The following is a 16853-nucleotide window of genomic DNA, read 5'->3' on the forward strand; positions in this document are numbered from 1 at the left end:
CGAATGATGATCGGCATCAAGAACGAGTTCCTGAAGCTGCGAACAGTCCGCAGCCCCCTGCTCCTGCTGGCCGCAGCGCAACTGGTGGTGCTGGCAGGCGTGAGCGGACTCTTCATCAGCGGCGCGGATCTCGACGACCCGACGACGCCCTTGCGCGCGGTCGGACACGCCGGCCTGGTCTCGATGTTCTCCCTGGTGCTCGGCATCATCGGGGTCGCGGGCGAGTATCGGCACAAGACGATCACCGACACCTACCTCGGGACGCCGAGGCGTGGACAGGTGATCACGGCAAAGCTCGTCACGTACGCAGCCTCAGGCGCCGTCTTCGGTCTCGTCAGCTCGCTGGTGGCCTTCGCGGCGACCGCCCTCTGGCTCTCCGGCAAGGGCAGCTCGCTCGACCTGTCGGACGGAGCCGTCTGGGGCACCTTGGCCGGCTGCGTGATCTGGAACGCGTGCTTCGCCGCCATCGGTGTGGGCCTGGGCGCACTGATCCGCAATCTCGTCGGCGCGGTCGCCGTGGCGCTGGCCTGGATTGCCCTGGTGGAAGGCATCGTCGGCCAGCTCGTCGGCGGCTTCGACCGCTGGCTGCCGTTCAACAGCGGGCTGGCGCTGGAAGCCGTGCCGGCACCGGGCATCGACCTGCTGCCACAGTGGGGAGGGGGTCTGGTGCTCACTGCGTACGCACTGTTGTTCGCGCTGCTGGCCGTGTCGACTACGGTTAGCCGCGATGTCTCCTAGACGTGCCAGAGCCGTGCGGAGCCGGGTCGCCGACGACCCGGCCACCGCGTTGCGGGAGCACCTGATCGACACCGCCGAGAAGCTGCTCGGCGAGCGACAGGTCTCCAGCATCACCACCCGCGACATCGCCCGCGCCGCCGGCGTCTCCGACGGAGTGCTCTACAACTACTTCTCGGCCAAGCATGAATTGCTCGTCGCCGCCCTCGTACGCCGGTACGCCGGGTCGTTGACGCGCTTCGAGATGGATCTGCCGGCGCCGGGCACGGGCTCTGTCGAGGAGAACCTGATCACGTATGCGCAGGCCGCGGTGGACCTGGTCACGGAGAGCCTGCCGACCACCGCGGGTCTGATGTCCGAGCCGGCCCTGCTGCGCCAGTTCGTCACGGAGATCCATCAGCAGCCGTTCGGCCCGCACCGTCTGCGCCAGCCCATCGAGGACTACCTCCGCGCCGAGCAGGAACTCGGCCGCCTGGGCGCGTTCGACGTCGAGTCCGCGATCACCCTGATCATGGGCCCGGCGATCATGCTCGGCTTCACCACGCACGTGTCCGGCACCCCCCGAGACATCCTCGCCGAGCAAATCCCCGGCATAGTCCACACCCTCCTCACCGGCCTGCAACCCTGACCCGGTAGCTCTTGTCGTCGACGTCATCCAACGAGGAGCATGAGGCTGAACCCGGCGCAGACAGCGGCGATCACGACGATCAGCACATACCCAGTACCAGTGCATCTGCCAGTCCGCGCCGGCGGCGAGCACGTTCTCAGCGTCGTCGCGATCAACGATGACGTCGATCCGGTTCCCGCCTGGTTCCGCAGAGTCACTCCGGCTCGTTGTGGGAGGGGCCGCCGATCCGGTACGGCGTAGTGACACCGAAGTACATGAGGTGGGTCATCAACCCTTCCGACGCATGCGGCAGGTTGTGACAGTGGTCCATCCAGACCCCGGGATTGTCGGCCACGAAGGCGATCTCGTACGTCTCGTCGTTGCCGACCTCGAGCGTGTCGACCCACCAGGGCGAACCGGTCGCCGCGACCCCGTTGCGCGACAACACGACCGCGTGATGCCCGTGCAGGTGCATCGGATGCGCCTGACCGCTGGTGTTGGAGATCTTCATCCGTACGACGTCGCCCTCGGCAACCATGTACATCGGTACGTCGGGGAACTTGTGCCCGTTGATCGTCCACCACAACCCCGGCACACCGTCGAGGAACCCGGGCCGCCGGCCGATCCGGTACTCGAAGCTCCGATCCGCCTTCGCCGGGTCAAAACCGAGATCAGCCGGCGTGCCATACGACAGCAGGTCAACCGTCTCCCCTGGCAGCTCTCCAGAAGGCGGGTTCGCACCGATCCCCAGCGACACAGCCGCCGTACCGGCCACCAGCCGCATGCCGCCGGCAGGCACCACGGCCTCGAGATCCACCCGTGCCCCGGCCGCCAACGGGAACGCCGCGGTCACCGGCGTCGGCCCGTTCACCTCCCGCCCGTCCACCGCGACCACCTTGTACGGCGTACCGATCAGCCCGACCCGCAGGATCGCGTTGTCGGTGTTGATCACTCGCACCCGAGCCGTCGTACCAGCGGCCATCGCCAACTGCTGCGTCCCCGTCCGTCCGTTGATCGTCCGCTTCCCGTCGTACGTGTGAATCGCGGCGATCACCTCACCAGGCTGCCCGGGTGCGATCACGATCGTGCCGAACAGGCCGCCCTTCACCTCCTCGCTGGACACCTGATGCGAGTGGTACCAGTACGTCCCCGCCTGGTCGGCCTTGAAGCGGTAGACGTGTTTCCCACCGATCGGTACGGCGTCCTGCGTCACGCCGGCCACACCGTCCTCGGCGTTCGGTACGTCGATGCCGTGCCAGTGCAGCGTGGCTCCGTCGGGGACGTTGTCGTTCACCAGCGTCACCTGGACCAGGTCGCCCACCTTCGCGCGGATGAGCGGACCCGGCGACGTCCCGTTAAGGGTGTAGCCGTCCACGGTTTCACCGCTGGCGAGCTGGTACTTCGTCTTCCGCGCGGTCAACGTGACGTCGACATCCGGCGTACCGGTCTTCGGCCCTGTCAGATCGGCGACGCTCATCCCGGCGTGATGCGCGTGCTCGCCTGACGCCGGTCCGCCGCCGAAGTCGGCGTACCCCATCTCCGCGGCCGAGTAGTCGTTGGGTACCAGGCTGGTCGCCCAGAGGTACCCCAGCGGCACCAGCACCGCCAGGGTCACCCCCAGTGCGATCAGCCGCCGTCTCCCACTAGACATCGGCCGTCTGCTGCGCCTCGGTCGAGCGCCGCGCCGCAGCTCCCGCGACGCCGGCGATCGCCAGACCGTTGATGCCGTGCAGGACACCCAGCGCCGGGGTGCCGAACGACACCACCGCGAGGAGAAACTGTACGGCGACCAGGCCGACGATGATGCCCGCCAGCGACCGCCCGCGCGGAACGTCGGTCAGGAAGGACACGATCAGCAGGAGCAGCGCGAGCAGCCCGATCGCCGTGCCGGCGATGCTGTGGTAGCTCTGCCCGAAGTTGCTGTAGTCCGCCCCGATCGTCGTCCCGTCAGTAGCATCCTTCGACACCGTGAACCCGGCCAGCGCGATCGATGCGACCTGCAGTACGACGGCGATCGCGATGGCCATCGTGAGGACCCGATAGACCGTCCTCATGCCCGACGCTCCTGTTCGCGCTTACGCATGATGACCACGGCGGCCACGATCAGCAACAGCGGCAGGAACGGCGGGTGCCCGCCACCCACGACGCAGGCGAACGACACGATCAGCGCGATCGCGGCCAACGCGATCAGCACCGGGAACGGGACCTTCCCCAACGCCCCCCGCACCGCCCACGGCGGCCGACCGGGACCGAACTGCGGACCAGCTCCAGAAGGTGCACTGGAGTACTCTCCCGGCAAGTCCGAGAACAACGCCTTCAGGTCGGCCTCGGTCTTCGCTTCCAGTGCCTGACCGACGCGCTCGGTGTGCTCCTCCGCGCTGAGCCGGCCGGCTTCGTAGTGCTCGCCCAGACGCCTAACCGCGTCCTCGCGTTCCTTGTCGCCGATGCGGATGGGTCCGCCCGGCTTCTCGTCGTTCATGACACTCCTCGGTGCTCGCAGTTTTCGACTGCACCGATCGTGTCGTCCGGACACCCCTCACCGCGTCGCCTCGGCGGCGACACCTCACCTACCCCCGGGGGAGCACACTGCGCCCTCGGACGCAGTACGACGTACTCCCCCGGGCGTAGCCAGACCCCGGGGCTTCCCCCATTCAGGAGGGCGGCCTCAGGCGTTCGCCGAGAGAATCTTGTTCACCTCGTCGTTGGCCTTGGACAGCGAACTCGGTTCGGCCTCGAAGGACATCACCGCGTCCATCGCCGGTGTCATCACCGCGGTCACGTCGGCCGCGTTCGGGTTGGCCGGGTACGGGAAGACGTCACCCGCCTCGACCGGTTCCAGGAACGGCGTGACGTCCCACCCACTCTTCGCGAACGCCGCCTTCGCCGCCGGCATGCTCGCCGCCACCGCCGGGAACACCACGCCGGCCTTCGCCACGATGTCCTGCGCGGTCTGCGAGCCGAGGAACTTCACCCACGCCCAGGACGCGTCCCGGCGGGTCGTCCCCGCCCAGATGGTGTCCGCGAGCCCGTTCATCATCGACATCCGCTTCCCGATCGGCCCGATCGGCAACCGGGCCAACTTGGTCTTCACCTGCTTCAGCCCGGCGTACGTGCCGAGCATCCAGGATCCGTTCGGGGTCATCCCGTACTTCCCCGCACCGAAGGAGGTGGTCACGTCCACGCCGGACTTCGCCTGCGCGTACGACGGCATGTACCCCTTGGTGATGAGACCGCGCCACCAGCCGATCGTCTCGGTGAACTTCGGGTCGCCGTAGAAGAACTTCGTTCCCCACGGCTCGCCCTCGGAGTACTTCCAGCCGTTGATCGCTGCGTACCAGCTCCAGCTGGTTTGCCCGTCGCCACCACCGGCATCGGCGTACCCGAGCCCGTAGACCTTCACGTTGTCCTTGTCGAACCCCGGCTGGTCGCCGCGTCGGCCCTTCGAGTCCACGGTCAGCCGGCGGACGATCTGTTCGAACGTGCCGCCGTCCTGGGGGTTCCAGGTCATCGCGTTGAGCTGCTCGGTGCTGATCCCGGCCGCCTCGGTGAAGGCGCTGTTGTAGAAGTAAACCTCGGTGTCCCAGTCCTTCGGCAGTCCGTACCGCTTGCCGTCGGCCCCGATCCAGCGATCCGCCAGGCCCTTCTGATAGATGCTCAGATCAACATTGTCCTTGGCAACGTAATCGTCGATCGCCAGCACCTGGCCCTTGTCCGCGAACAGCGGGTACTTCGACGAATGTCCGGTGAACACGTCCGGTGCGGTGTCGGAGATGAACCCGGTCACCAGCTTGGACCAGTAGTCGTTCCAGCCGTACTGCTCGATCTTCACGGAGTACTGCGGATTCTGCTCGTGGAACACCTTCGCGCATTCGGTGTACATCGGCAGCTGAGCGGAGTCCCACAGCCAGTAGATGACTTCGCCTTCGTCCCGCGCGGCCGCGCCGTTGTTGCATCCGGCAACCGCCGACGCCGCCAGTCCGGCCAGTCCCGCCTTCAGCAGGGTGCGTCTCGTCATATTCATCGGGGGCACCTCACTTGATCCCGGAGAAACCGATGGAGTTGGTGATCTTCTTCGCGAACGCGCAGAACAAGATGATCATCGGCAGCGCCGCGATCAGGGCCGCGGCCATCAACCCGGCCCAGTCCGGCCCGCCCTGCGGGGTCTGCGACCGGAACACGCCGAGGGCGACCGTCAGCACCCGGACGTTCTCCTGCTGGCCGACCAGCAACGGCCAGAAGTAGTCGTTCCAGGAGTTGATGTAGGTCAGGATCGCCAGCGTGGCGATCGGCGCCCCACTCATCGGGATGATCAGCCCGAAGAAGATCTTCCGGTGCCCGGCGCCGTCGATCATCGCCGCCTCCTCCAGTTCCCGGTTGATCCCGAGGAAGAACTGGCGCAGGAAGAAGATCGCGAACGGCGTCATGAACGCACCCGGCAGGATGATGCCGGCGAAGCTGTTCAGCAGGCCGAGGTTCTTGATCAGCGCGAAGTTCGGCAGCGTGGTGAAGATCGGCGGCACCATCAGCGCGGCCAGGAACACCGCGAACACCTTGTCCCGGCCGGGCCAGCGCAGCCGGGCGAACGCGTACGCCGCCATCGCGCTGAAGAACACCTGGCAGATCGTCGTGACCGTTGACACGATCAACGAGTTGCGCAGGTACAGCCAGAAGTTGACGGCCGCACCGGAACCACCTTGGGCCTGCGCCTCCTCGATCGTCGACAGTCCGAGGACCCGCTTGAACGCGCCCAGCGTGGTCTCCACCGGGAGCAGCGAGTTCGGGTGGCCGGGAAGCTGGGTGTTGTCCGACAGCGCCGTACGCAACATCCAGTAGAACGGGAAGAGTGTGACCAGCATCAGCACGATCAGACTGGCCCACGCGACGATGCGGCCGACGTTCAGATCCTTCCTCATGCCAGATCACTCTCCTTCGCCCGCAGCAGCCGCAACTGCACCAGCGAGATCACCGCGAGGATCGCGAACAGCACCATCGCCATCGCCGAGGCGTACCCGAAGTCGAACCGGGTGAACGCCCGCTCGTAGATGTAGTAGTAGATGACCCGGGTCGCGTTGATCGGACCGCCCTGCGTGGTCACCGCGACCGTGTCGAAGATCTGGAACGAGCCGATCATGGTGACCACCAGGACCATCACCAGAACGGGGCGCAGCAACGGCAGCGTGATCCGCCAGAACGTCTTCCACTCCGACGCCCCGTCCACCTCGGCGGCCTCGTAGACGTACTTCGGAATCATCTGCAGGCCCGCGAACACCAGGAGCGCGGTGTAGCCCATGTGCCGCCAGATGTTGATGCCGGCGATGGTCGGGATCGCCCACTGGGACTCGCCGAAGAAGGCGACCGGGTCGATCCCGAGCCAGGTCAGGCCCTGGTTCACGATGCCGACCTGGAAGTCGAGCATCCAGTACCAGACCAGCGCGACCACCACGTTCGCGACCAGGTACGGCAGCAGGACCACCGCCCGGACCGTGATCGACTGGGTCAGCCGGTACATCAGCATCGCGATGCCGACCGCCAGGATCGTCTGGATGCCGATGTTGAGTACGACGTACTCGACCGTGACCACCAGCGCGTTCCAGAAGAAGCTGTCCTGCACCATCCGTTCGTAGTTGGCCAGACCGTTGAAGTCCGGCGCGGACAGCAGGCTGTACTCGGTGAAGCTCAGGTAGGCACCGCGCAGCGTCGGCCAGATGTAGAACACGACGAAGCCGAGCGTAGCCGGGGCCAGGAAGATCATCGCGACCTTCAGGTCCCCGAGGCTTCGCCGCTTGATCCGCGGCGCCGCCACCTCCCCGTGACTTCGTCTCTCGTCAGGTGGTGCGTTGGTTGTCACAGTCACGGGGGATCTCCTTCTCTGTCGGCGATCCGGCTAGCACCTGGACGGCTAGTCGATCGCTATCACTTCCAGCAAGATCGCGTTCTCGGGCCACTGGGCGGGGATCTGTACCCCGACCGAGGCCAGTGCTGCCCCGTTCAGTTCGACCTGACCACCGTCGGTCCACCAAGGGACCGCTCGCGACTCCGGTCCGGGTGTCGCCGTCTTGCTCACCCGGTAGGTCCGGTTCGGGTCGAGGCCGGGCAGCCGGACCCGGCCGACGGCCGAGGTGATCGATTGGGTCAGTTGTACGGCGGCGTAGACGGCACGCGAGCCGTCCTGCGCGACTACGCCGTGGAGCAGGAAGTCGTCCGGGCCGCGGTCGGCGCGGACCACGCGCCCGGTGTGCAGCAGCGGCCGGAGTTTCTTGTGCAGGGCAACCCAGCCGGCCAGTTCCTTGCGCTCCTCGGCGGTCGCGGACGCGATGTCCCACTCGATGCCGAAGTGGCCGAACAGCGCGGTGATCGCGCGGAACGACAGTGCCTGGGTGCGGCCGGTGGTGTGCGCCCGCGGCGGGCCGACGTGGCAGCCGATCAGCTCCGGCGGCAGCAGCAATTGGGTGTAGCGCTGGATCTTCTGGCGCTCGAGCGCGTCGTTGCTGTCGCTGCCCCAGACCCGGTCGGTGCGTTCGAGGATGCCGAGGTCGACCCGGGCGCCGCCGGACGAGCACGACTCGATCTCCAGCCCCGGGTGCCGCCGCTTGAGCTCGTCGATCAGCCGATACACCCCGAGCGTCTGGGCATGGATGCCCGCGGTCCCGGTCAACTGGTTGCCGCCATCAACGAAGTCGCGGTTGTGGTCCCACTTCAGGTACGCGATGTCATATTCGTTCAGGAGCGCGTCGAGCCGCTCGAGGATGTAGTCGTACGCCGCCGGGACACCGAGGTTGAGGCCCTGCTGGTGCCGCGCCGTCGGGGGCATCCGGTTGCCGGTGGCAAGGATCCAGTCGGGGTGCTCACGGGCCAGGTCGGAGTCCGGGTTCACCATCTCCGGCTCGACCCAGAGCCCGAACTGCAGGCCGAGGCTCTTGACGTGGTCGACCAGCGGATGCAGACCCTTCGGCCAGATCTCCTCGTCGACGTACCAGTCGCCCAGCCCGGCGCGGTCGTCCCGCCGGCCGCGGAACCAGCCGTCGTCCAGCACGAACCGCTCGGCGCCGACCTCGGCGGCCGCGTCCGCGAGCGCCATGAGCTTGTCCAGATCGAGGTTGAAGTAGACCGCTTCCCAGGTGTTCAGTACGACGGGACGCTCGGTCCGCGGGTGGTTGTCCCGGGCCCGGAGGAACTCGTGGAAGCGGTCCGACAGCCGGTCGAGGCCGACGCCGTACGAGCCGTAGATCCACGGCGAGCTGTAGGTGCCTTGCGCCTCCAGCCGGCCCTCACCGGGCAGGAGGAGCTCGCCGCCGCCGATCACGCCGTACCCGCTCATGCCGCGCTCGGCGTAGGAACGGTGGTTGCCGCTCCAAGCGGTGTGCACCGCCCAGATCTCGCCGGTGCCGAAGTCGAAGCCGGGCGTGCCGGCGATCAGCAGCAGGGTCGCGTCGGCGCCGGTGCGGCCGCGGCGGTTGTCGCGGACATGCGCACCCTGAGTGAACGTGTGCCGCTGCGGGTGGCGCTCGCCGATGTGCCGGCCGGTCATGTCGAGCAGTTCGGTCGCCTCGGTCGGGACCGGCAGCGCGAGCACCAGCCCGTCCACCGTGTACGGCGTCTCACCGACGTTGGTCAGGTCGGCCTTGGCCCGGACCAGACCGGAGTCGGTCAGCTCGATGGTGAGGCGGATCGTCAGCGCGGCCTCGGGGTCCTCGGCGTCGACCTGCACGGTGTTGCCGGTCTGCGCGACGCTGGTCAGCCGGAAGCTCGCGGAGAAGTTCTGACCGTCGCGGTGGCCGCTCAGGCCGGGCAGGCCGAACCAGCCGGCCGCGTACTCCGGCACGATCGCGACCGGAAGGTTGTCGTCGAGACCGTTGCCGTACTGGACCGCACCGGCACCACGCCTCAGTTCCAGCAGAGCTTCCCCGGTCAGCTCGCCCAGGTCCGCACCCCAGTGCAGGACGGACGGAAGGGCCGGACCGGAGCAGTCCAGCACCAGACTGACCCCGGCAGCCCGCAGCTGCAGCACCTCGATGTTCGACACTGTTGATTCACTCTGCTTTCTGATTGATTTCAGGACGGAACTATTTACCCCGTCAGCCTGGATGTCAATGCTTCACGAAGTTAAGTAAGTAGCTTATGCCTGCGCGCGCGTTGTGCAAGCGCTATCCACGACTCAGCGGGACAGGCGCACCCGAATCAGCAGGTCGTTCAGTGCCGGCTCGGCGGTCGTCTCACCGGGAAGGTCGGTGACCGCTTCCGCCTCGTCGAGAGCGGCACGCAGCCGGGCAACATCCTCGGCGATCCGCTCCCCCGACGGCCCGTCCAGCGCTCCATGCTCGGCCTCGGCCTTGGCCGCCATCAGGTCCGGCAGGTACGCCGGAGCCTCGGGCAGCTCCTGGACGAGCTCGCGCAGATCAGCCTGTACGACGCCGGTCCGCATCAGGTTGATGCCGGTGAGCAGGACCCGGAACGTGTACAACAGCGGCTTCAGCTCCTGGTTCTTCAGGAAGAAGTTCCACTGCGTGTTCGCGAAGCCGCGGTAGTGATGGGCGTGCCACTTCGTCACGCAGTCCGCGGCCAGCGCGACGAGCTCTTCGTGTTCCGGCGTACTGACGACGACGAGTGGCGAGAGCACCTGCTCCAGCACGTACCCGTTCCGGCGGAGCATCAGCCGGGCGAACTTGGCCAGGTCGTGGGTGACGAGATCGACCTCGGCCTCGTTCTCGAACCAGGTCCGGTCGAGCGTCTCCGGCCCGGTTCGCAGACCGACCACCTCGGCCGCGGGAAGGACATGCACACCGCGCAGGTCGACATCGGAGTCGCGCGACGGGAAGCCGTACAGGTGCGCACCGGAGACTGTTGCGAAGAGCAAACGGTAGGGCTGCTCACCCATGATGTCGCGCAGCTCGGCGTAGTCGAGCTGCCGCATGTCACGCGCCACCGATGCTCCTCCTCCGGACCGATCTGAGCCAGGCGTCCACCCGTGCGACATCCGGCGTTGCCGGGAGAACCGTTCTGCGCGAGGCGTTGTCGAGCTCCTCGTGCAGACCGAGGCGCCACTGCTCGACCTCATCCCATGACAGCTCGCCTCGCTTCACCGCGAGCAGCCGGTCACGATGGGGGCCGACGTCAACGATGAGCTTTGCCTCCAGCAACAGAGTGCGGGCCGCGAGCAACAGCCGGATCAGGTGCATGACGTGCTTCCACTTCGGCGCGCCGTCGCGGCGGAAGTCCGCCTCCAGTTTCTTGAACTGGCTGAGGACATAGCCGGAGTACGTCTGGTAGGCCAACTGGGAGAGGAAGGCTTCGCGCAGGTCGACCAGTTCCTCACCGAGCGCGGTCTGCGCTATTACGAGCGGTGAATGGAGCACCTCGAGGAGATTCGGGTTGGCCTTCAGCGCGAGTTCGCAGAACCGCTCGACCTCCCACGAGAACCACTCCGGCTCCGGACCGTCCACGTGCGCCGGCGGCTTGGCCAGCGACCAGAAGGACTCGGTCGGAGCGACGTAGACACCACGCGTGTCGGTGTCCGAGGCATCGGTGTCCAGGCCGAACGCCCTCGAGCCGACGACCGCGGCATAAATCGTGTGCTCGAGCACCAACCGGTCGCCGTCGGGCTGGGCCAATTCGATCGCTTCGTCCTGGTACGCCGTACGCAGACTGAGCTGGTCGCGACGTGCCACTGTCTCCCGGCCGTCGACTAGTCGCACCGTGTAGCGGCCGTCCGGGGTGACGCCGGCGACCCGGCCGGTTGCTCCGCGTTGCGCCGTACCGCCCTGATCGTCGGGCGCGGCAACGCGGATCACCACCTGGGTCCCCACCGGCAACTGCGGCCCTCGGACAGACATGTCGCCATGCTTTCACCAGCCGTGATCCATCGGCGCGGACGCCCAGCCCATCACAATCGCACCGTCCGGGCACCCGCTGAGCGTGCCGACGCCTCCGACCCCTCGATCGGAATGGGCTGGCGGTCCGCAACGCGCTATTGACAAATTATTCTGTCAAGTGGAATCTGAGGGCGTGCTGGGATACGTGGAGGAGCCGGAGAAGGTCCGGATGGCGTTGTCGCCGATCCGGCGGCAGCTGCTCGACCTGCTCCGGGAGCCCTCGTCGGCGACCCAGCTGGCGGCCGCGCTGGAGCTACCCCGGCAGCGGGTGAACTACCACCTGCGCGAGCTGGAGAAGGCCGGCCTGATCGAGCTCGTCGAGGAGCGGCAGCGACGTGGGTTCACCGAGCGGATCCTGCGCGCGTCGGCGACCCTGGTGGTCGACCCGGCGGTGATGGGGCATGCGTTCAGCACGATCCAGGACCAGTACGCCGCCGAGCATCTGGTGGACGTTGCCGCTGGCACCGTTCGGGACGTGGCCCGGATGAAGACCAAGGCCGATGCCGCAGGCAAGCGGCTGCTCACGTTCACGCTCGAGGCGGAGGTGCGATTCGCCGAGCCGGGCGACCTACACCGCTTCACCGACGCGCTGACCGAGGCGATCCGACGGACGGTGGCGGAGTTCGACACCGACGACGGTCGCCCCTACCGACTGATCGCGGGCGGCCACCCGGCTCCGCGTCGTACCGAGGGAGACAAGGCATGAGTGAGGACAGACCGCGGATCGTGGTGACTGTGGCCGCGCCGGTCGAGGCGGTGTGGGACGCGATGCGGAACAAGGACAAGATCCGGCACTGGCACGGCTGGGAGTACGAGGGCACCGAGGGCGGCGCCGGCCTCGAGGAGGAGATCGACCTGATCTACTTCACCAGCGTCACGGCCGACGAGGAGGGCCGGGTCCTCACGCTCGGGAACGGCGACGAGTTCGTGGTCGAGCCGGTCGAGGGCGGATCGCGGATCACCCTGACCAGAGGGGCGTACGGCGCCAACCCCGAATGGGACGCGTACTACGACGATGTCACCGAGGGCTGGATCACCTTCCTGCAGCAGCTGCGGTTCGCGCTGGAGTACCACCCCGGCGAGGCCCGGCGGACCCTCTTCTACTCGGGCAACGGCGCTCGCTCGCCGATCGCGGAACTGGGGATCGACGTGCCGCCGGCCGGAACGCCGTACGAGCTGGATCTGATCGGTGAGCAGGCCAAGGGCCAGGTGTGGTTCACCTCCGAGCACCAGGTCGGCCTGACCGTCGACGGCTGGGGCAACGGCCTGCTGGTCCTCAGCCATGTCCCACCGTCGGAGAAGAAGCCGGAAGGCGCCTCGATGGCGGTCCTCACCCTGTACGGCGATCGCGAGCCCGTCGACCAGCGCTGGAAGCCCTGGTGGGAGGCCCGCTACCCGGTCCCCCTGGACCTCGGCGGCTGAGGTTCGCGTCCTGACACCGCGGTGACACTGCGCAAACGTGCCAGTACTCTCGGTCTGTCTTTCCTGGTTACCCGGGAGTACATTCGCGCCACGGTGACCGGCACGGGGGTCCGGGCGGTCACCGACCTCAGGCGAGAGAGGCCGTCCGGTGAAGATTCCGCCCTGTACTTCTTCGCGTCGCGTGTCCGCAGTTCTCGTGCTCTCCATGGCTGGGCTCGGCCTGGTCGCAACCCCGGCGCACGCCGATGGCCCCGGGTCCGGTACGCCGTACGTCGTCACCGTCGGCGACTCCTACATCTCGGGTGAGGCCGGTCGCTGGGCCGGCAGTTCGAACAACTCCGAAGCCCCGGCCGACGCGCTCGGCGCGCACGCGTATCACGACAACGCGAGCGGTACCGCCGAGCTGATCCCGAAGTGCCACCGCAGCCGCTCGGCCGAGGCCTACATCGGCGGCGGCGCCGGCGGGCTGAACCTGGCCTGCTCAGGCGCCCGCACCATCACGAGCAACGGTGACGACTTCAAGCCGGGGCTCGACTTCTACGACGACGGGGCCGGGCACCTCGGCCAGGCGAAGATGCTGCAGCAGTTCGCCGCGAGTCACAACGTGAAACAGGTGGTCGTGTCGATCGGCGGCAACGACTTCAACTTCGCCTCGATCGTGACGCAGTGCGTGACGGACTTCCTGCTGTCACCGTCGTGGAACCCGGACTACTGCAAGGACGACTCCTCGGTGGTCGCGAACTTCACGTCCGCCAACGTGACCGCCGTACGAGGCCGGATCGCGACCGCCTTCCAGAACATCCGTTCCGCCATGCAGAACGCCGGCTACTCCGACAGCGGCTGGACGTTGCTCGTGCAGACCTATCCGTCGCCGCTTCCGGCCGGCAGCGGGATCCGGTACGCCCAGAGCGGGTACTCGCGGCAGAGCGTCGGTGGCTGCGGTTTCTGGAACGCGGACGCCGACTGGGCCAACAGCACCGCACTCGCCACCATCAACAGCACCATCCGCGCGGCGATCGGCCAGTCCGGGCTGACCAACACGCGGCTGCTCGAGATGCAGTCGGCCTTCAACGGCAGGCGGCTGTGCGAGAAGACGGTCGGGCTGTACGAAGAGGTCGGTCTTAGTTCCTGGACCCAGTCGACCGCGGTGGACAAGACCGAGTGGGTCAACCAGATCCGCACAGTGACGACGGTCGGCTCCAACTACTACATCCAGGAATCCCTCCATCCCAACTACTGGGCGCAACTGGCCACGCGCTCCTGCGTCCGCCAGGCGTACACGCTGAACCGCGGCGGCACGTGCACGATCTCCGGCACAGGCCTGGTGAACGGCGAACCCCGCATGACCCTCAACTGACAGATCCCCTACGGCGGCCGCCTGTCGAGTGGCCGCCGTACGGCGGGATCGAGTGTGACGAGGCTCATGGGGGCGGGGCGGTCTGGACCCAGGGCGGGTCGGGCAGGCAGAATCGCGCAGACGGGTTGGCTGCCGGGTGGGGTGTTAGTGGAAACCGAATTCGCGGTGTCGCTCGGTTCGCAGCGCTGGACGCTGCCGGCCGACGGCGACACGATCACCATCGGCCGCGGCTCGAACGCCGACATCAGGCTGCCCTCGGACGACCAGATCTCCCGCATCCACGCCCGCCTGAACCGGTCCGGTACGACGTGGACCCTCGTCGACGAGTCCCGCAACGGCACCGCCCTCAACGGCCGCCGCCTAGCCGCCCCCACGCAACTCACCGACAACGACCGCATCCAGATCGGCCGCTCAGTCCTCACCTTCCACAAACCAACCGGCTCTGGTCCGGACCAGAGCCGCCCTCAGACTCCCCTGTCGGGCCAGCCGGACGGCGCAGCACCCGCAACGGGTCCTGCCGGCGCGGCATCCGCGGCAGGTTCCGCCGGCGCAGCATCCGCAGCGGGTTCTGCCGGCGCAGCATCCGCAGCCGGGCTCGCGACCGGCGCAGCATCCGCAGCCGGGCTCGCGACCGGCGCAGCATCCGCAGCCGGGCTCGCGACCGGCGCAGCAGCCGCGGCAGGCTCAGCCGGGGCAGGCTCAGCCGGCAGCGCATCGCCCACGCCTGCTCCCTCATCACGCCCGGAGCCCGGTCCAGGGGCTGCGGGGCTAGCTGCCGGCGGCCCATCCTCCACACCTCCCCCAGCATCCACGCCGCGCCAGCCAGCCGGTTCTACGCCTAGCCCCGCGGACGCCGGTGCCCCCGCGTCCGCAGCCGGTCGTGCGGCCAGCGGCCCGGCATCCACGCCGACGCCCGCGCACACGCCGAGCCCGCCACCTCAGGCCGCTCCAGGCACCACACCCGCCCAGGCCGGCCCAGGCGGTACGCCCGCACAAGGCGGTCCGGGCGCCGTACCCGCTCACACTGCTCCCGGCACGACGCCCGCTCAAGCAGGATTAGGCGGCGCACCCGCTCACACCGGCCCAGGCACCACGCCCGCTCACACCGGCCCAGGCACCACGCCGGCTCAAGGCGGTCCGGGCGGCGCAGCCACTCACACCAGCCCAGGCACCACGCCCGCTCAAGCAGGACCAGGCGGCACGCCCTCTCTAGCCGGACCGGGTGCTCAGGGTGGACCGAGCGGCACTCCCGGCACCCACCCACGGACCGGACCGGGTGGCAGTACCGGCACACGGGCAGAGGCCGGGTCGGGCGCCGCGGCCGGTGCAGCAGCAGCTGCCCACAGTGGGTCGGTCGGTGACTCCGGTGCCGCAGCCCAGGCTGGGGCGGTTGGTGGCGCTGGCGCAGCAGCTCCTAGCTCGTCGGCAGATGCCCCAGGCAACAGTCCGTTCCGTGACAGCGCCTCGGGATTCGACGCCGGGCCGGTCGACAATCGACCGTTCTGGAGTGAGCCGACCCCAGGTACGCCGGCCGACAGCGCACCACCCTGGCCAGTCCGGGGTGTTGAGCAGCCCGCGGCAAGCCGAGCGAGCACCGAGCAGGGCGCGGCGGACGCGCGCACCGGTCGCGCAGGACAAGACGCGCCCCACGACGGCAACTCGCCGAGCTGGCCGCAGTCAGACCCTGACTTCCACGACCAGATCATCGGCGGCCCGCAGGCCCCGTGGGCCACAGATCTTCCCGACTCCGCGCACCCGGACGCCGGGAGTGACGAGTGGATCGGCGGAGCCCAGGTCGGCTGGGTGGATCCCGCGGACGCCGGTTCGGGCGGGGCGGCCTGGGCGGCCTATCCGTCGGCGGACAACCCCGAGCCCGCCCGGTCGCCATGGTCGTCGACGAAGCGGCCCGCCCTGTCGCAGCCGGAAGGCGGACAGGCCAACTGGTCCGAATCGTCAGGCTGGCCGGACTCAGCCTTCGAACAGCAGGAACCCCAGAATCCGCCCGCCCGTGAGCCGGAGCCAGTACGCCGGAAGCCGGCAGCAACCGAGGACGCCCCGGCCGGCCACGTCCGACTGATTCGAGTACTTCTGGTCGCAGGCGCCGTACTGGGCCTTGGCCTGGTGATCAACCTCGTCGCGACGTTCTTCGCAGACGGGGCCGGTGGCACGCTGCGGTGGTTGGTGCCGCCCGCGATCGCGCTGATCGCCGCGATGGTGGTCGCCCTGCTTGACGCGGTCTCCTCCGAGGACCGGCCGGACGGCGGTCGGCTCGACGTACCGGTCATCGTTGCGATCGTCGCCGTACTGCTCGGCGTCGGTGTCGGCGGGTTCGCGCTCACCGCGGGGGTCGAATACTTCGCCGGCTACATCACCGGTAAGGAGTCGGGCGAGGACCGTTTGATCAAACCCGTCGCCAAGACCACCGCCGGGCTCACCATCACCGTCGAGAACGTCACGTACACCAGTCACTTCACCCGGGTCGAGGTCGCGGTCAGCAACGGCGGCGACCAGTCGCTGTCCCTCCCACTCGAGGGCAACGCCGCCTTCACCGGCGCCGACGGGAACTCCTTGAAGTCCGACGGGTTCCGCAGCCAGTGGAACGACTCCATCGCCGCCGGCAGCGTCGAACACGGCACCATCACCTTCAAGGGCCACCTCCCCGAAGGCCTCACCGACGCCACCCTCACCCTCAAATCCGGCGACGCCGCCATCACCGTCCCCGGCCTAGCCCTCAGCAACTGACCCCAGCACTGCCGGTCATCTTCAGCCCACACACGAACATCCGCGCAACTCGACACCAGTTGCCGACAGCGCTCGACGCTCGCGGGGGCATGCTCTCGCACACCTCAACGGCGGGTGCGGC

The 16853-nt window shown here is 68.1% G+C and carries 16 protein-coding genes and 1 pseudogene; 7 read left to right on the forward strand and 10 right to left on the reverse strand.

Going from position 1 to position 16853, the window contains the following annotated elements:
- Positions 1 to 6 precede the first annotated feature (6 nt).
- Together V9K99_RS09440 and V9K99_RS09445 are read left to right on the forward strand one after the other, a co-directional pair.
- Positions 7 to 738 carry an ABC transporter permease subunit gene (locus V9K99_RS09440; RefSeq protein WP_337002438.1) on the forward strand — a complete coding sequence of 244 codons (732 nt, stop codon included), beginning with the start codon at positions 7 to 9 and terminating at the stop codon, positions 736 to 738.
- A complete protein-coding gene (locus V9K99_RS09445; protein ID WP_337002436.1) occupies positions 728 to 1363 on the forward strand; it encodes a TetR/AcrR family transcriptional regulator in 636 nt (211 codons plus the stop codon). Before V9K99_RS09440 ends, V9K99_RS09445 begins: the two co-directional genes overlap by 11 nt.
- A 193-nt stretch (positions 1364 to 1556) precedes the next feature.
- On the opposite strand, the gene V9K99_RS09450 is transcribed toward V9K99_RS09445, so the two are convergent.
- The 9 genes from V9K99_RS09450 to V9K99_RS09490 all read right to left on the reverse strand — a co-directional run bounded on the left by V9K99_RS09450 (position 1557) and on the right by V9K99_RS09490 (position 11172).
- Positions 1557 to 2993 (reverse strand): multicopper oxidase family protein, encoded by a 1437-nt coding sequence (locus tag V9K99_RS09450; protein WP_337002434.1) that lies wholly within the window; start codon positions 2991 to 2993, stop codon positions 1557 to 1559.
- The gene (locus V9K99_RS09455; RefSeq protein WP_337002432.1) at positions 2986 to 3396 is read right to left on the reverse strand and encodes a hypothetical protein; all 411 of its coding nucleotides are present in this window, start codon (positions 3394 to 3396) and stop codon (positions 2986 to 2988) included. The genes V9K99_RS09450 and V9K99_RS09455 overlap by 8 nt, the downstream gene beginning before the upstream one ends.
- A complete protein-coding gene (locus V9K99_RS09460; RefSeq protein WP_337002430.1) occupies positions 3393 to 3821 on the reverse strand; it encodes a DUF1707 SHOCT-like domain-containing protein in 429 nt (142 codons plus the stop codon). Before V9K99_RS09460 ends, V9K99_RS09455 begins: the two co-directional genes overlap by 4 nt.
- 186 nt (positions 3822 to 4007) lie before the next feature.
- Positions 4008 to 5363, reverse strand: coding sequence for an extracellular solute-binding protein (locus V9K99_RS09465; RefSeq protein ID WP_337002428.1), 1356 nt, complete (start codon positions 5361 to 5363; stop codon positions 4008 to 4010).
- A gap of 10 nt (positions 5364 to 5373) precedes the next feature.
- Positions 5374 to 6255, reverse strand: a complete 882-nt coding sequence (locus tag V9K99_RS09470) for a carbohydrate ABC transporter permease (RefSeq protein ID WP_337002426.1) — start codon at positions 6253 to 6255, stop codon at positions 5374 to 5376.
- Positions 6252 to 7196, reverse strand: a complete 945-nt coding sequence (locus tag V9K99_RS09475) for a carbohydrate ABC transporter permease (RefSeq protein WP_337002424.1) — start codon at positions 7194 to 7196, stop codon at positions 6252 to 6254. The genes V9K99_RS09470 and V9K99_RS09475 overlap by 4 nt, the downstream gene beginning before the upstream one ends.
- Before the next feature lie 45 nt (positions 7197 to 7241).
- The gene (locus V9K99_RS09480; protein WP_337002422.1) at positions 7242 to 9365 is read right to left on the reverse strand and encodes an alpha-galactosidase; all 2124 of its coding nucleotides are present in this window, start codon (positions 9363 to 9365) and stop codon (positions 7242 to 7244) included.
- A 132-nt stretch (positions 9366 to 9497) separates the two neighbouring features.
- Positions 9498 to 10265, reverse strand: coding sequence for a nucleotidyltransferase domain-containing protein (locus V9K99_RS09485; protein WP_337002420.1), 768 nt, complete (start codon positions 10263 to 10265; stop codon positions 9498 to 9500).
- Positions 10255 to 11172: a nucleotidyltransferase domain-containing protein gene (locus V9K99_RS09490; protein ID WP_337002418.1), complete on the reverse strand. Its 918-nt coding sequence runs from the start codon at positions 11170 to 11172 to the stop codon at positions 10255 to 10257. Before V9K99_RS09490 ends, V9K99_RS09485 begins: the two co-directional genes overlap by 11 nt.
- A 172-nt stretch (positions 11173 to 11344) precedes the next feature.
- Between V9K99_RS09490 and V9K99_RS09495 the strand changes: the two genes are divergently transcribed.
- From V9K99_RS09495 to V9K99_RS42725, 4 genes and pseudogenes are all read left to right on the forward strand, one after another.
- Positions 11345 to 11917: an ArsR/SmtB family transcription factor gene (locus V9K99_RS09495; protein ID WP_337002416.1), complete on the forward strand. Its 573-nt coding sequence runs from the start codon at positions 11345 to 11347 to the stop codon at positions 11915 to 11917.
- Positions 11914 to 12633, forward strand: coding sequence for an SRPBCC family protein (locus V9K99_RS09500; protein ID WP_337002414.1), 720 nt, complete (start codon positions 11914 to 11916; stop codon positions 12631 to 12633). The genes V9K99_RS09495 and V9K99_RS09500 overlap by 4 nt, the downstream gene beginning before the upstream one ends.
- Before the next feature lie 205 nt (positions 12634 to 12838).
- Positions 12839 to 13990, forward strand: coding sequence for a hypothetical protein (locus tag V9K99_RS09505; protein ID WP_337002412.1), 1152 nt, complete (start codon positions 12839 to 12841; stop codon positions 13988 to 13990).
- Positions 13991 to 14056: 66 nt separating this feature from the next.
- Positions 14057 to 14386, forward strand: a pseudogene (locus V9K99_RS42725) (FHA domain-containing protein); the annotation flags it as partial.
- A gap of 22 nt (positions 14387 to 14408) precedes the next feature.
- Here the strand turns inward: V9K99_RS42725 and V9K99_RS09510 are convergent.
- Entirely contained in the window at positions 14409 to 14777 is a 369-nt protein-coding gene (locus V9K99_RS09510; RefSeq protein WP_337002410.1) for a hypothetical protein, read from the reverse strand.
- A 1016-nt stretch (positions 14778 to 15793) separates the two neighbouring features.
- Here V9K99_RS09510 and V9K99_RS09515 point away from each other — a divergent pair.
- The gene (locus V9K99_RS09515) at positions 15794 to 16732 is read left to right on the forward strand and encodes a hypothetical protein (protein WP_337002408.1); all 939 of its coding nucleotides are present in this window, start codon (positions 15794 to 15796) and stop codon (positions 16730 to 16732) included.
- Positions 16733 to 16853: the final 121 nt, after the last annotated feature.

This window comes from Kribbella sp. CCNWLW201 (assembly GCF_037203805.1).
In the GTDB taxonomy this organism is placed as follows: domain Bacteria; phylum Actinomycetota; class Actinomycetes; order Propionibacteriales; family Kribbellaceae; genus Kribbella.

Coding starts and splice junctions, on each gene's coding strand:
- V9K99_RS09440 (WP_337002438.1), top strand. CDS start 7: ATGATCGGCATCAAGAACGAGTTCCTGAAGCTGCGAACAGTCCGCAGC.
- V9K99_RS09445 (WP_337002436.1), top strand. CDS start 728: ATGTCTCCTAGACGTGCCAGAGCCGTGCGGAGCCGGGTCGCCGACGAC.
- V9K99_RS09450 (WP_337002434.1), bottom strand. CDS start 2,993: ATGTCTAGTGGGAGACGGCGGCTGATCGCACTGGGGGTGACCCTGGCG.
- V9K99_RS09455 (WP_337002432.1), bottom strand. CDS start 3,396: ATGAGGACGGTCTATCGGGTCCTCACGATGGCCATCGCGATCGCCGTC.
- V9K99_RS09460 (WP_337002430.1), bottom strand. CDS start 3,821: ATGAACGACGAGAAGCCGGGCGGACCCATCCGCATCGGCGACAAGGAA.
- V9K99_RS09465 (WP_337002428.1), bottom strand. CDS start 5,363: ATGAATATGACGAGACGCACCCTGCTGAAGGCGGGACTGGCCGGACTG.
- V9K99_RS09470 (WP_337002426.1), bottom strand. CDS start 6,255: ATGAGGAAGGATCTGAACGTCGGCCGCATCGTCGCGTGGGCCAGTCTG.
- V9K99_RS09490 (WP_337002418.1), bottom strand. CDS start 11,172: ATGTCTGTCCGAGGGCCGCAGTTGCCGGTGGGGACCCAGGTGGTGATC.
- V9K99_RS09500 (WP_337002414.1), top strand. CDS start 11,914: ATGAGTGAGGACAGACCGCGGATCGTGGTGACTGTGGCCGCGCCGGTC.
- V9K99_RS09505 (WP_337002412.1), top strand. CDS start 12,839: ATGGCTGGGCTCGGCCTGGTCGCAACCCCGGCGCACGCCGATGGCCCC.
- V9K99_RS09510 (WP_337002410.1), bottom strand. CDS start 14,777: ATGGGCCGCCGGCAGCTAGCCCCGCAGCCCCTGGACCGGGCTCCGGGC.